Source organism: Pseudomonas sp. NPDC087817, from assembly GCF_044742875.1.
In the GTDB taxonomy this organism is placed as follows: domain Bacteria; phylum Pseudomonadota; class Gammaproteobacteria; order Pseudomonadales; family Pseudomonadaceae; genus Aquipseudomonas.
On the sequence record NZ_JBIUVJ010000013.1, the window covers coordinates 23,765 to 38,337 of the forward strand.

Genomic DNA, 14,573 nt, shown 5'->3' on the forward strand with positions numbered 1-14,573 from the left:
ATCAAACAATTTCCAGTCAGGCACTGATATTCCATCCAATCAAAACCCTGTGGGAGCTGGCTTGCCAGCGATGGCATTTTTTCAGCCGATGTAAATGTCGACTGACAGATCGCCATCGCTGGCAAGCCAGCTCCCACAGGTCTTTGTGCTGAGCTAAAAAATATCATTCCCCCAGAAATGACTAAGCCCGGCCGAAGCCGGGCTGTGCGCTTTACAACTGCAATCAGCTGATGGCAGCGGATTGGGTGCGGTCGTAACCGTCAGCTGCGAAAGTGGCCGAGCCGGTACGGTCATAACCGTCCCCAGCGAAGGTGGCGGAACCGGTGCGGTCGAAGCCGTCTTCGGCGACCGTGGCCGATTGAGTGCGATCATAGCCATCGGCAGCCACCGCGGAGCCCGTGCGGTCGAAACCGTCGGCAGCAAAAGTGTTGGCAGCCAGTACAGACAGGGTCAGCGCGAGGATCAGTTTGGTTTTCATGTTCGTTACTCCGGATTCGTTGGCGGGTGTGTCTTGCATGGGATTCATGCTACGCCAACTATATTGATTAAAAAGCGCAAAATAATGCTAAAAACCATCGATTAAATAGATATTAAGAGCGACGCATTGAAAGGCTTCCATCATCAGGAGCGAACGTCGCGCAGGTAATCGATCAGGTGAGCACAGGATGAAAGCTCAGCATTAACCGCTGATTAATCGCTGTTTTCGCTGTGTGACAGATTTTTCATAGATTCCCGACCGCTTTTTCACGCGCGCAACGCCAGTCTGCCCACGGCCAGAAAACCAAGAACCGGCCGTCACACACTGGAGCGTTCCCTGCGATGAATAAACTTCCTCAAATCACCTTGGCCTTCTGGGTCATGAAAATCTGCGCGACGACCCTGGGGGAAACTGCGGGGGATTTGCTGTCGATGACGCTCAACGTCGGCTATGCCATCAGCTCGCTGATTCTGATCAGCGTGTTCGTCCTGACGCTGATCAGCCAATTGATGGCCAAGACCTACAAGCCGCTGCTGTACTGGATCGTGATTTTGTCCACCAGCACCGCCGGCACCACGATGTCTGATTTCATGGACCGCACGCTGGAGCTAGGGTATGCAACGGGCTCGATGATCCTGATTGCAATTCTGCTGGCGATCTTTACGGCGTGGCGCCTGAGCGGTGATTCGCTCAACGTCAGCAAGGTGCAGAGCTTTCGCGGCGAGATGTTTTACTGGATGGCGATTCTATTCTCTAACACCCTCGGTACAGCGCTCGGCGATTACCTGGCCGATGATTCGGGGCTGGGGTTTGCCGGTGGTGCTTTGCTGATCGGCTCGACCATCGCGGTGGTCGTGCTGCTCAAGTACTTCACGAAGATTTCCACAGTGGTGTTGTTCTGGGTGGCGTTCGTGTTGACCCGGCCGTTCGGTGCGACCCTGGGCGACTTGATGACCAAGCCCCATGAGAAGGGCGGGCTGGACTTCGGCACCATCGGTTCGTCGGCGGTGCTGGCGGGGATTCTGCTGGTGATGATTGTGGGTGCATCGTATGCGCAGAAGCGCTATGGCAAGCAGCAGGTTGCCGAGTTGACTTGATACCGGGTTGCCTCATTCGCTGGTAAGCCAGCTCTCACAGGGTGTTGTGCTGATCACAAAATTTGTGACCACCCGAGAAACCTGTGGGAGCTGGCTTGCCAGCGATGAGGCCATGACAGCCACCCTTGCAGTGGCTGCCGAAACTGGATCAGTCAGTGACAATCCGCGAATGTTTCTGGGTGTCCTTCATGGTCACGTACACCAGCAACGACACGGCAATACACGCCGTCACGTACCAGTAATAACCGGTTTCCATGCCAATGCTCTTGAACCACAGCGCGATGTATTCGGCAGTACCGCCGAAGATCGACACGGTCAGTGCATACGGCAGGCCGACGCCCAGTGCACGGATTTCAGTCGGGAACAGTTCGGCCTTCACCACCGCGTTGATCGAGGTGTAGCCGCTGACAATGATCAGCGCCGCCATGATCAGGAAGAACGCGCCCCACCAGGTCTGGATGGTGTGCAGGGTCATCAGGATCGGCACGGTGAAAATCGTCCCCAGCACGCCGAAAGCGATCAGGATCGGACGACGACCGATCTTGTCCGACAGGCCGCCGATGATCGGTTGCAGGCACATGAACAGGAACAGCGTGGCGGCAGAAATGGTGGTCGAGTCGGAGATGCTCATGCCAACGGTGTTCACCAGGTACTTCTGCATGTAAGTGGTGTAAGTGTAGAACGCCAGGGTGCCGCCCATGGTCAGGCCGACCACGGTCAACAGCTCTTTGGGGTGGCGCATCAAGGTGCGCATGGCGCTTTCCTTGGACTTTTCTTTCTTGGTGAACGACTCGGTTTCTTCCATGCCGCGACGCAGGTACAGCGCCACCACTGCGCACAGTGCGCCGATGGCGAACGGGATACGCCAGCCCCATGCATACAGCTGTTCAGTGGTCAGCACGTTCTGCAGCACGATCAGTACGCCGAGCGCGATGAGCTGACCGGAGATCAGGGTCACGTACTGGAAGCTGGAGAAGAAGCCGCGACGTTCCTTGGTCGCCATCTCCGAGAGATAGGTGGCCGAAGTCCCGTACTCGCCGCCGACCGACAAGCCTTGCAGCAGACGGGCGAACACCAGCAGGATCGGCGCGCCGATGCCGATGGTCTCGTAGTTCGGGCTGAGGGCGATCAGCAGCGAACCGAAGCACATCAGGTAGACCGAGGCCATCAAGGCTTTCTTGCGACCGACCTTGTCCGCGTACAGCCCCATCAACCAGCCACCGATCGGGCGCATCAGGAAGCCCACGGCGAAGATCGCAGCGGTGTTCATCAATTGTGCGGTGGAGGAGCCGGCGGGGAAGAATGTCTTGGCGAAGTACAGCGAGAAGGCGGCATACACATACCAGTCGTACCACTCGACCATGTTGCCGACGGAACCGCTGAAGATCGATTTGATCCGGCTGGCGGTGGTTCTTTCTTTGGCCGGCACGGCAGCCGACCCAAGTGGCAGGGCGTTGGAGTTATCCATTGAAGGATCCTTCGTTTAATTGTTTTTGTGGAGCGCGTGGGAACGCAGCCTGCTGGGGCTATAGCAGGAGGTGTGCCAAGCGGGGGAGGGGCGGTTTAGAGGGGGGGACGGGATTGGGTGAGCGGAAATCCGCTTATCGCAGAGTGTCTATGAGCGAAATATCGCTTACTCCGATCGTTCCCACGCTCTGCGTGGGAATGCCTCAACGGACGCTCCGCGTTCGGCTCTAGAGGGGACGCAGAGCGTCCCAGGCTGCATTCCCACGCGGAGCGTGGGAACGATCAATATCAGTTGCCTGGAACAAACATCTCCCGACTCAACCCATGGCGCTGCATCTTTTCATTGAAGGTCCGGCGCGGCAGTTGCAACTCTTCAAGCACCGCTTTCACATCGCCCTTGTGCCGGGTCAGTGCCGCGCGCAAACACTGCGCTTCAAACGCTTCCTGCTGCGCCGCCAGCGACTGGCCCGGGTCAATCCCCGGCGCCGGCTCATCAAGCCCCAGCACCTGGCGTTCGGCAACGTTCGCCAGTTCGCGCACATTGCCCGGCCAGTCGTGGTTGAGCAGGTGGCTCAACTGGCCGCCCGTCAACGGTGGAAAATTACGCCCCAGACGCTGCGCCGCACTCTGGGCGAACGATTCGAACAACAACGGAATGTCTTCCCGGCGATCCCGCAACGGTGGCAGCCGCAGTTCGGCAACGTTCAAACGATACGCCAGATCTTCGCGAAAACGCCCGGCCCGCGCTTCGTCGAGCAGATCGGGTTTGGTCGCGGCGACGATGCGCAAGTCAACGCGAATGCTCTGGTTCGAGCCCAGGCGTTCGAGTTTCTGCTCCTGCAACACTCGCAACAGTTTTACTTGCTGGGCCAACGGCATGCTTTCGATTTCATCGAGAAACAGCGTGCCGCCATCGGCGTATTCCAGTTTGCCGATGCGCTTGCCGGAGGCGCCGGTAAACGCGCCGCTCTCATGGCCGAACAGTTCGGCTTCAAACAATTGTTCAGGAATCGCCGCGCAGTTCAGCGCCACGAACGGCTTGTCCGCCCGTGACCCGAAATCATGCAGGCAACGGGCAACCAGTTCCTTGCCGCTGCCGGTTTCGCCACGGATCAGCACGTTGACCGGCAACGCCGCCAGATCCAGCACCTGCCGGCGCAAGGTCTGCATGCCACGGGACACGCCGAGCAGCGTCGCATCGAGTTTCGCGCGGTTGTCGGCCTGCTCGTGCAGGGCGCGGTTTTCCAGGACCAGCCGGCGTTTTTCCAGGGCCCGGCGCAAGCTGCCGAGCAGGGTTTGCGGGCTGAACGGTTTTTCCAGAAAGTCGTAGGCGCCGTCGCGCATGGCTTCGACCGCCATCGGCACATCGCCGTGACCGGTGAGCAGAATTACCGGCAAGTCGGCGTCGCGGCGCTGCACTTCGGCCAGCAGTTGCAGACCACTGAGGCCGGGCATGCGCACGTCGCTGAGGATCACCCCGGCAAAGTGCGCGGGCAGGGCGGCAAGGCATTCTTCGGCACGACTGAACAGCTGCACCTCGAAACCCGAGAGGCTCAGCCATTGCTCGACCGCATTGCGAATGCTGCTTTCGTCATCGACCACCATTACCGAGTTGAGCATCAGATATGCGCCTCCAGATCGATTGGCAAGGTCAGGGTGAACACCGCGCCGCTTGCGCCATTTTCCACACTCAGACGTCCGCCTGATTCATGCACGATAGCGAACGAAACCGCCAGCCCCAGCCCCAGGCCATCGCCCACAGGCTTGGTGGTGAAGAACGGATCGAACACCTGGCCCAGATGTTCGTCGGGGATGCCGCCGCCATTGTCGCTGACACTCAGGCGCCACAGTTGCTCGTCGGCTTCCAGACGGATTTCCAGACGTTTGCACGGTGTGCCCTGCATGGCATCGAGGGCGTTGCGCAGCAGGTTGATCAGCACCTGTTCCAGGCGGATTGCATCGCCGCGCACCCACGCCGGACGGGTCAGGTGCAGCACCAGACTGACCTGTTCGTCATGCAGGCGCGCGTCGAGCAAGTGCAGGGATTGATCAACCACTGTCGCCAGATCCAGGCGTTCGCGCAAACCGCCGGGGCTCTTGCGGGCGAAGGTTTTCAGGTGGCCGGTGAGGGCGGCCATGCGCGTGAGCATATCGTCCACCGGTTTCAGCGCCTTGTAGGCATCATCGACGCGGCCATGCTCGAGCAGCAGCCGCAGCGTCGCCAGTTGCATGCGTTGAGCCGTCAGCGGTTGGTTGATTTCATGGGCGAGGGCGGCGGACATCTGCCCGAGGGCGGCGAGTTTCGCCGACTGCACCAGGCCATCCTGCGCGGTGCGCAGATCGCGGGTGCGTTCCTCGACCAGCCGCTCCAGTTCTTCGCGGTTGCGCTGGCGGACTTTCGACAGGCGCCAGCGCTGATTGAGAAACAGCAGCAGAAACACCAGCGCCAGCCACACGCCGGCAGCCGCGAGCCCGGCGTTACGCAGGTCTTCGAAAGCCACTTGCGGACGGCGCAACAGATGCAGCGTCCAGCCTTCGGCCGTCAGTGGCAGCGACTCCCACAGATAATCCGCCGTACCTTGCGGGCCTTCGACGCGGCGCAGATCACTGTTGTCGTCGAAGCTGCGCAGGGACAAATGAGTCAGTTGCACCAGCGACTGTTTGTCGTACTGGCGGGTGGCTTTGATCTCGGCCATGTCGCTGGCGGTCAGCGGCCGCAAGGCGCGATAACGCCAGCCGGGCTGGTTGGCAATGAAGATGATGCCGCGCGCATCGCTGACCAGCAGAGTGTCGTTGCCCTGGCTCCATTCGCGTTCCAGCTCGGGGAATTCCAGCTTGACCACCATCGCCCCGAGGAACTGCTCGTTGTCGCCCAGCACCGCACTGGAGAGGAAGTAGCCGGGAATCCCGCTGGTCACACCCACCGCGTAAAAACGCCCGGTGCCCTGGGTGCGGGTCTGGCTGAAATACGGGCGAAAACCATAATTGTGGCCGACATAACTGCTCGGCAGACGCCAGTTGCTCGCGGCCACCGCAAGGCCGCTGTGATCGAGCAGTTCAAGGGTCGAGGACTGCGCCGCGCCGTTGATCTTTTCCAGTTTCAGATTGAGTGCGTTCTGTTGTTCGGCGTCGACCGGACCTGTCAGCGCCGAACGCAATTGCGGGTCCAGCGCCAGCACGGCGGGGAGGGCGCGATAGCGGTCGATCAGGGTGTGCAACGAATTGGCATAGAGCGCCAGTTGCTGGTTGGCGCGGGCCGCGTCTTCTTCCAGCGCCTGACGTTCGGCGTGGCGAATGGCAAGCGTGGCGGCCACAGCCGCACCGGCGATGATCAGCAGGGTATACAACGACAGACGCAAGGTACGGGAAGTCGGCAGCATGCTGGTTAACGGGTGGCAGTTCGGGCGGGCACGATAGCATGGGCGGGCGTGGCCCGGCGCTCTGTTCGGTCAGGCCACGGAGGTCAGGCGCAGGCACCCGTTCACGATTGTCTGAATGCTTTCAACCATGCCCATCTACTTCCTTGCCACTTGTCTGGCGTAACTCTTGTACATGGCCTGCCTGTCGCTAATGGTGTACAGCGCTCGCTCTGTCAGCGCTTCCAGGTTTTGATACTTGACTGAGCCGGCTTGTTGGTGGCCAACCGTGCCGCGGAACAGGTCGACAAAGTAATTTAAGTTCGAGCTGTAATATTCTTTCAAACCAAGTTCATTGAAAGCTGCCAGTCCGCGGTTGGCTACTTTGGTAGTGACCTCATGTAACTTCGCGAGCTCGTCGATATGGGCGTTTATTTCTTGAGGAAACAATCCCTCTTCTGCCCTGCTGCCATCTTCTGCGACCTTGGCAAGTTCCATCAGCTCTCCAACACCATAGAGCTGGGACCCCAGTACAGTAGGGACAATGTACTTGGCCGCTTCAATGAACTGACTCGGACCAAACGCCTGTGGGTTTGCGAATATATCTAGAGGAGAACTCCCGGGAGCGGTTATCTGTTGCTGGATCGCTTCAGCGGAAATATCGGACTTATGCGGAATAATGCTTGCATTCAAAGCTTTGACATTGGATGCCACTTTGTCTATGCGAGCTGATATCTGGTCACCCACAATGTTGCCTATGGTCAGGCCCTTAAGTTCTCCCGGATTAAACGGGTCGCCCCCCGCAAAGTCTTGAATCTTGTCAAATCCGATTGTTGTCGCGACAAAGTTGAGACCTGTTTTGACGGCCAGATCAATAAATTTCATTCCTATCATTGAGCGAAAGCGAGCCGGACTCGACAGGTTATCTATTTGCTGTTCAAGGATATCCATCTTCGAATTAACGCCGCTCAGGAACTTGATCGAAAACTCAATATCCGCCTTCAGTTCCGCGGGCGTTCTGTCCTCTCCATTGATATCGACATACCTCAGCGGATTATTCCCGACAAACCCATACAGATTCAGCCCGTCCACATCCCCTGCCGGGTCAGCACTTACCCAGCGTAGCAGCCACGGTGCGTAATAGCGCGCGCCATAGTAGTAAAGACCGCTGACGTCCATTTCCTTGCCGGAATAACGCACGAACTTATAGCTGACCTCGATCGCGGCAGCCATCCACGCCGTGGCACCGAACGGGTAATAGCCTTCTTCGCTGATCGTTTGCGCGTTGTGATCCAGTTCCATCGAACAGGATCCCAAATGATCCTCGAGGCTGTAGCGCAGTTGATTGTTGTCGATGTCGGCGGGAGGCGCTTTTGCCCAATGCAGGCAGCGCGCATTGCCGACGCTGATGACGTGCAGTTCTTCGCCGTTGTCCTTGCTGCGGATTTCCAGACCCGGCAGGTAGCGCACCTGAGCAAAATGTCCGGCGCCGCCGCTGAAGGTTTCATGGCGTTTGAACACCCGTTGACCCTGGCTGTAATGGTAATGCTCGGCATCATCCTGACCCCCTTCGCGGTGGATCAGCGTCACGTTTTGCAGTTCGTCGCGGGCGTTCCATTGCAGGGGCTGACCGGGTTGCACAGCCAGCAGGTTGCCGTGGCGGTCGAACAATGTGTCGAAGACAGGTTCGGCGTCGCCCGGTTGCCAGCGCACGCCACGGTTGCTGGTCGGGTCAATGCGCATCTGGCGGGTGTAGCTGGCGCCGGCTCGCACATGCACCAGTTCGGTCAGGTTGCCACCGGCGTCGTAGGTGTAGGTCTGGGTGTAGTTGAGGCGGTTGTTCGGATCGGTGGGCTGCGGTAGCCCCGGAATGTCCGAGAGCGGCCCGTCGTCGTAACCGCTGGCGCTGATCAGCCGGTACAGCGAGTCGTAGCTGAAGTCGCGGTGGCCGTCGACGAGTTGGTTGGCAAACCAGATTGGCTGGAAGGCGTGGTCTTCGATACGGGTAATGTTGCCGGCCGGGTCATAAAAGTATTCGAAGTCTTGCAGAGCCTTGGCGTCTTTGTGGCTGGACTGGCTGCGCAAGCGACCATTGGCCGGATCGTAAGTCCAGCGACTTCGCACCCCGTTGCCCGCCAGTTGTTCGATGATCTTCCCCTCGGCGTTGTACTGCGCGTCGAGCAATACCTCTTCGCTTTTGGTCTTGCCATTGACCAGCAGTTGCACCTGCCTGAGCTGCCCGGCCAAGCCATAGTTCGACTTCTGGCGATGGTCGCCCGCATCGATCTGTTCCAGCACCGCCCCCAACGGATTGAACACGCGCCGACTGGTGAAAGCTTCGCCATCGGGAAATGAACGGGTTTCGCTCAACGGCTGGCCGGACAAGGCATAGCCATTCAGGCGTAACGCGCCGGACGGATCCTTCTGCTCCAGTAATTGGCCGCGAAGATTGAGTCCGGCATCGGCGCTGGCATCGGCGTAAATGAAGCTATCGACATCGGTTGCATCACGGCCCTCGACCGCCACCACGCGCAACTGATCATCGAAGGTCGAGCGCCAATGACCGCCGCGTTCGTCCCAGCGCTGCAGCGGCTCAGCGGCCAGCCCCGGCAGGCTGAGGCGCCACCCGGCGTCGACACTGGCGACTTTCAGTGCCTCGCCGGCCAGACCGTAAACCGTTGAGAGATTGGGCGCGGGCAAACGCGGATCCCATTGCTCCACCAGCCGCCCACTAACGTCGTGGCACTGACGGCTGATCAGGGCCGTCACCTCTGCGCCCGCGACACTGCGCAAATAGCCGACCTGACGAATAGGCAGGCCCCGGCCATCACTCACCGCGAGTGAGGGCGTGCGCGAATGCACGGTGGCGGTCAACGCCGTGATCTCCGTTGTGACGGCACCGTTTCAGCGGTGTCGTTGAAGTCTTCGCTGGCGTGATACCACGGATGATACGTCTCGCGGGAAAAGTCACCCTTGGCGTTGAGCAGTTTGACCGCGCGCCCCAGCGGGTCGTAGAACAGTTGATCGTAGTGACCCAGCGTGTGCAGCGACTGGTCATTGATATAACCGTGGGCGTTGGCAAAAAACGGTCGGAACTGACGCACCGCCAGGCCTTTGTTGTTGTATTCGATGCGCTCGCTGATGCGCCAGCGCGGATCGGCATGGACTTCAACGAACTGGCCGTCCTCGACAATCAGCGAGCCGTCAGCGTCCACCGCATAGGCCAGGCCCGGGTCGGCCAACTGCTGGGTTTGCAGCGCTCGACCAAAACCGTCGACGCAGGCCTTGGTGATCTGGATCTGCGCCTTCACGGGGTCATCGGGGTAACGGTCGGCGCTGAGGATAACGGTGTGCACCGGTTCGCGACGGGTCGTGACGATCACCTCGCGCAATGCCTGTTCTGCCGCCGTCAGTGTGGCGAGCCCGGCGAGTCGTCGGCGGGCGCTGGCACGAATGTAGCCGCTGGGCAGGATGTCACCGCTGGCGAGCCATTCGCCGGCGGCAGGGCTGTCGGTCGGGCTCATTCCCATCCAGCTGAACAAGTCCTTGCGCAGCGTACTGGCAGCTTTTTGCACGGCATCGTGTGGCTTTTCTATCGCTGGATCGGGGCGATGATCCTCCGGACGCACGTAGTTGCTCAACGTTTCGAAACCCGCAGCCTTGCCGTATTCAGTGCCGTGGAAACTGGTCGCCAGCGGCTGGCCGGAAGGTTCGTAGATCGCCTCCTCGATATTGTCGTTGGCATCGGTGATCGTCAGCGGTTGCAGTGCGTGATAGTCGTAGGTGACCCGGGTGGTGCAGCCATTCAGCAACACGACCTGGGTGATCGCCAGTCGGTAATCATCGTATTCGGCGGTGGTGAGCCCATGGCTGGGGGTTTCGCGGTAGCTGCGCACCTGATGAAAACCTTCGATATCGGCGTAATCGGCGAAACCGAAGTTGGATGACCACAGATTTTCTTCGGCATCGTCCGGCTCGGTCTCGAACCGCAACCGCATCGGCGTGTAACCGATATTTTTCAGTTCATCTCGGATATTGAAGGGCGGCGGCAGAACGTCGTAAGCGTCCAGCGCCGTCTTGTCCAGTTGCGCCAGTTCCAGCGGCCCCGCCAGTGCTTCGAATTCGGCGTCACCGTCGTCCAGCGGCAAACCGTCGGAGCTTAGATAACGCTGCACCGACTGCGTCGTCAGCACCCGCTGAGTGTTCCAGTGCGGCGAATCCTGATGCAGCGCGAGTTGCTCGAAACTCACTTCAACCGGGGACAATCCTTCAGGCAGGGTGCCTTTTGGCAACACCAGCGCATTGCCGCGCTGTTGCCACGGCAAGCCCAGACGCCATTGCTGGAGATTGCTGGTCAGGTTGATGTATTGCGCACGGGTTTCGCTCAGGTAGAACGATTGTTGCGCCTCGTCATGGGCGTCGCGCCACCACTGTTGTTCATCCGGGTCGCTGAACGGCGGTTGATCACGTTCAGTCAGCCTGCGCGCGTAGCTGACTGCCAATGCATGAGTCGACAGGCCGTGGTCGTTCCAGCGCAGATTGACGTCGTGGCGACACAGCGGATCGTCAATGAAACGGTCGTACTGGTAGCTGATTTTCTCCAGCACCAACGGCAGCAACACGGCGGCCGCAGAGTGACCTTGAGGTCGGACTTCACGCACCAGATAGCGCCGTTCTTCCACGGCATAGGGTGTAGCCATGCCCGGCAAGTCCATGTCCGCATCGGCATAAGTTTCTATGCGCGTAATTGAGCCTACCAGCGCCCGGGCGATCTGGTACTCACTGTCGGCGTCATGGGGGGCGATCGGTTCATCTATTTCGTCACCGGCGTGGTAGCGGCTGAACAATGTTTTGCCCAGCGGCACGGCATGCGGGTCTGCATTGAAATAGCCGTCACGCTGGCGATCCAGCGCTTGCCCGGTGTGGAACCAGGTGCACACCCGCACCGGTGCGCTGAAGCCGACGTCGTCATCCGCCGTGGCGCTTTCGCTATCGGTTTGCTGCAACTGGCCGAAGCCGCGGAACTCGCGCTCCTTGCTGTCGTAAACAGCTTCGCGCCAGGTAAACGCCTGGGTCAGACAGTTGCCAGTGATCTCATCCAGTTGCTGTTGTTTTTTGACCACTGCCACCGGAAACGGCAGGTGGGAAACCGGCAGACGTTTCAGCTTGAGGAATCGTTGTTTTTCATCCAGCCATTCCTGAGCCGAGCTGCGGTAGACCATGCTGGTACTGCAACCCATGTTGTTATTGCTGGCGGTCAGCAGATAAGGCTTGGCCGCGACAAAATCGTAGCGCCAATGCTCTGGATTGATGTGCGGCACCGTCAGAATCAGGCTGGCGCACCCCAGACCTTGCAGGTCGGCGAAACTCACCTGGCTGAAGCGGTCGTAACGCACGCCTGCGGGCCAGGGCACGATGACCGGGATCTGCTCCAGGCCGTTGCCACCGCGATTCAGATAGATCTCGAATACATCCGACTTCAGATAGATCAAGGCCGGTGCACCGGAGCCGTCGAGGTCGGCAAGGCGTACCCGTGCCGAATCGAACTGCTCGTAGGTGAAGGGCAGGGAGCTGATCTTGCGGCCTTCGCCAAACCGGCCGTGACCCAGGTTCGGCCAGCAAGTGATTTCGTCATGGCGGATGCGGCACAGTTCGGGCATGTCGCTGCCCAGCAGATGGCCAAGCAGCACCAACTCGGTGGGCGAGTTGCTGAATAACGGCAAGCGGTCGTGGGCCGGGGTATGCGGCACGTCTTCGGCGCGGGCGAATCCTTGCTCGCGCTGGTTGGCGTACAGACGCACCGCGTGCGGGCCGATCAGGGCGATGGAGCTGAGCCCGTCACCGCTGAGGTCGCCCAGTTGCGCCAGGGTATTGAAGAACTCCAGCGGGAATGCATTGAACAGCACGAAATCGGCGAACTCGCGTTGCGCATTCAGCGTACGAAAACCGCTGGCGCCCGGTTGCGCGGTGATCCAGTCGAGGCGGCCATCACCGGTCAGGTCGGTGAGCAGTTGCTGCACCGGCCGGCTGCGATCGGCAACCGGAATCCTCTCCAGCGCTGTCCACGGCCCATAACCGATCTCATCACCGCCGGCGTCGCCACGCAGCGGCTCGCGGTAGTACCAGCATTGGTCATAGCGACAGAGAAAACCTGGAACGCCCTCACCGTAGAGGTCAACGCACTGGTAGAAACCACCGTCTTCGATGCCTGGCTGTGTGTCCATGGCGAACAGGCGTGTCGGGGTTTTATTGATCTCGAACGCGGAGTAGTCAAACTCCACCGGCGGGGTATGTTCCACGGCGCCGCTGGCATCGAAGGCCTGATAGTGGGCGGCGCTGATCTGGCTCTGGGTCCATTGAGTTGCGCTTTGTGGATTTCGGTACTCCAGCAACAGGCGCCGTACCAGCACCGGTTTGCCACGCAGGCTCACCGGGAAATGGTGAAACATCAGCACTTGCCGACAAAGCCTGCGCGTGCCGACTGCAAAGCCCTGGCCAAACGTCGAAAAAGGGTCCGGGCGAACTGGCCAGGGCAGCAAGGTGTCGCCGTCATACACCGGGACTTCCGTCAACGATGCGCTGCGTTCGCCGTAGTCGAAGATCAGCTGGAAATGCCAGTTCAGCTGCGCAGGCTGTTCCACTGTCCAGGCGTACAAATCCTTGCTGGCGGTGAAGTTGCCGTAACACACCCGCTCCAGATAGCGTTGGGCACGGTAGTCGTGAATCGGGTCGGAGTCCTGATCATCGGCTTTGTACGCGAAACAGATGTGCTCACCGTGGGTATTCATGCTTTCGCAAAGCAGCCAGGTGCTGATCCTGGTTTGATCACCCGGATCGGCACGACGTGAGTCAGGCGTCTTGCCATACAGATGCAACGAGCCGTCGGCGCCGTGGATCAGCCAGAAGGGCGGCTGATCCTTCGTCGGTTGCCATAGCTCGCGCAGGGCAAAATCGCTTTCCACCCGGGGCCAGTAACGCACCACGCGGTGTGAGCCGATGTCCTCGCCGCCGTAATGGGTTTCGAGGCGCGACTTGAGCGAACCATCAGCCTCAAGTTCGGGCATCCACTCCTCACCGTCGGCGCCGATGATTTGATCGTGTTCGGTGTAGCGTGGCACGCCTTTGTTGGTGCGCCGGCTGATCTGCCCCAGGCCGAGATTCCAGCCGATACCAAACGGGCCGTTGCCGGTCTGGCTGCTGTAGGTCAGCGACAATTGCGGATCCCAGCCACGCCCGGCGGACAGGGGAATCGGCAGCTCGAACGACGCAGCACCCGTCGGGCCGACGGCGCCCCAACTCTTGCCGATGGTAGCAATCGATGAGCTTTTGGCGATGGAAGGCGTAGTGATGCTCAGGTCTTGATCGGCCATGGTCCTGTCCGTTGCGCACGCAGTGATCGGGGGTGGACTGACGCTATCAAGAACCGGGCGGCGCGTAACCTGTCAGACCTGACAGGTGCGCAAGACCGTTTTGTATGCTGTGTCGCGGTTTTTATCGCCAAAGGGCTTATGCAAGTGCGGGCACAAAAAAGGCCGGCTCGTCGTGGGACGGGCCGGCCTTGTTTTTTACGGTTTAAGTGCTTACTGCACTTCTACCGCCAGGCTTTCGCTGATCTTCTGTTGCCAGATCGCAGGGCCGGTGATGTGTACCGATTCACCTTTGCTGTCCACCGCGACGGTGACCGGCATGTCCTTGACCTCGAACTCGTAGATCGCTTCCATACCCAGCTCGGCAAACGCCAGCACCTTGGACTTCTTGATCGCTTGCGCAACCAGGTAAGCGGCGCCGCCGACAGCCATCAGGTACACGGCCTTGTTGTCCTTGATCGCGTCGATGGCGGTCGGGCCGCGCTCGGACTTGCCGATCATGCCCAACAGGCCGGTCTGCTCAAGGATCTGCCGGGTGAACTTGTCCATCCGCGTTGCGGTGGTCGGGCCAGCCGGGCCAACCACTTCGTCACCGACCGGATCAACCGGGCCAACGTAGTAGATGAAGCGACCTTTCAGGTCGACCGGCAGGGTTTCGCCCTTGTTGAGCATCTCGACCATGCGCTTGTGCGCGGCGTCGCGACCGGTGAGCATCTTGCCGTTGAGCAGGACGGTTTCGCCCGGCTTCCAGCTCTGCACGTCTTCCGGGGTCAGGGTGTAGATCGGAAGAGCGGCGTGTACGGAAAGA

The 14,573-nt window shown here is 59.8% G+C and carries 8 protein-coding genes; 1 reads left to right on the plus strand and 7 read right to left on the minus strand.

Annotated elements, in window-relative coordinates; all coding sequences use genetic code 11:
* Nucleotides 1-223: 223 nt before the first annotated feature.
* Nucleotides 224-478: a hypothetical protein gene (locus tag ACIONG_RS12490; protein WP_401299697.1), complete on the minus strand. Its 255-nt coding sequence runs from the start codon at nt 476-478 to the stop codon at nt 224-226.
* 341 nt (nt 479-819) lie between these two features.
* On the opposite strand from ACIONG_RS12490, the gene ACIONG_RS12495 reads away from it, so the two are divergent.
* Nucleotides 820-1,575 (plus strand): hypothetical protein, encoded by a 756-nt coding sequence (locus tag ACIONG_RS12495; protein ID WP_103306414.1) that lies wholly within the window; start codon nt 820-822, stop codon nt 1,573-1,575.
* A 148-nt stretch (nt 1,576-1,723) separates the two neighbouring features.
* On the opposite strand, the gene ACIONG_RS12500 is transcribed toward ACIONG_RS12495, so the two are convergent.
* The 6 genes from ACIONG_RS12500 to ACIONG_RS12525 all read right to left on the minus strand — a co-directional run.
* Nucleotides 1,724-3,043: an MFS transporter gene (locus ACIONG_RS12500; protein ID WP_103306415.1), complete on the minus strand. Its 1,320-nt coding sequence runs from the start codon at nt 3,041-3,043 to the stop codon at nt 1,724-1,726.
* Between the two features lie 287 nt (nt 3,044-3,330).
* Nucleotides 3,331-4,662, minus strand: a complete 1,332-nt coding sequence (locus tag ACIONG_RS12505; RefSeq protein ID WP_401299701.1) for a sigma-54-dependent transcriptional regulator — start codon at nt 4,660-4,662, stop codon at nt 3,331-3,333.
* Nucleotides 4,662-6,422, minus strand: coding sequence for an ATP-binding protein (locus ACIONG_RS12510; protein WP_103306417.1), 1,761 nt, complete (start codon nt 6,420-6,422; stop codon nt 4,662-4,664). Before ACIONG_RS12510 ends, ACIONG_RS12505 begins: the two co-directional genes overlap by 1 nt.
* 135 nt (nt 6,423-6,557) lie before the next feature.
* A complete protein-coding gene (locus ACIONG_RS12515) occupies nt 6,558-9,272 on the minus strand; it encodes an RHS repeat domain-containing protein (protein ID WP_401299705.1) in 2,715 nt (904 codons plus the stop codon).
* Nucleotides 9,269-13,768 carry a SpvB/TcaC N-terminal domain-containing protein gene (locus tag ACIONG_RS12520; RefSeq protein ID WP_401299708.1) on the minus strand — a complete coding sequence of 1,500 codons (4,500 nt, stop codon included), beginning with the start codon at nt 13,766-13,768 and terminating at the stop codon, nt 9,269-9,271. The genes ACIONG_RS12515 and ACIONG_RS12520 overlap by 4 nt, the downstream gene beginning before the upstream one ends.
* 210 nt (nt 13,769-13,978) lie before the next feature.
* Nucleotides 13,979-14,573, minus strand: a 595-nt coding sequence (locus ACIONG_RS12525) for a fumarate hydratase C-terminal domain-containing protein (RefSeq protein WP_401299711.1), incomplete at its 5' end; no start/stop codon positions are given.

What these genes read in the sequence shown, in the direction of transcription:
- ACIONG_RS12490 (WP_401299697.1), bottom strand. Translation starts at nt 478, where the DNA reads ATGAAAACCAAACTGATCCTCGCGCTGACCCTGTCTGTACTGGCTGCC.
- ACIONG_RS12520 (WP_401299708.1), bottom strand. Translation starts at nt 13,768, where the DNA reads ATGGCCGATCAAGACCTGAGCATCACTACGCCTTCCATCGCCAAAAGC.
- ACIONG_RS12495 (WP_103306414.1), top strand. Translation starts at nt 820, where the DNA reads ATGAATAAACTTCCTCAAATCACCTTGGCCTTCTGGGTCATGAAAATC.
- ACIONG_RS12500 (WP_103306415.1), bottom strand. Translation starts at nt 3,043, where the DNA reads ATGGATAACTCCAACGCCCTGCCACTTGGGTCGGCTGCCGTGCCGGCC.
- ACIONG_RS12505 (WP_401299701.1), bottom strand. Translation starts at nt 4,662, where the DNA reads ATGCTCAACTCGGTAATGGTGGTCGATGACGAAAGCAGCATTCGCAAT.
- ACIONG_RS12510 (WP_103306417.1), bottom strand. Translation starts at nt 6,422, where the DNA reads ATGCTGCCGACTTCCCGTACCTTGCGTCTGTCGTTGTATACCCTGCTG.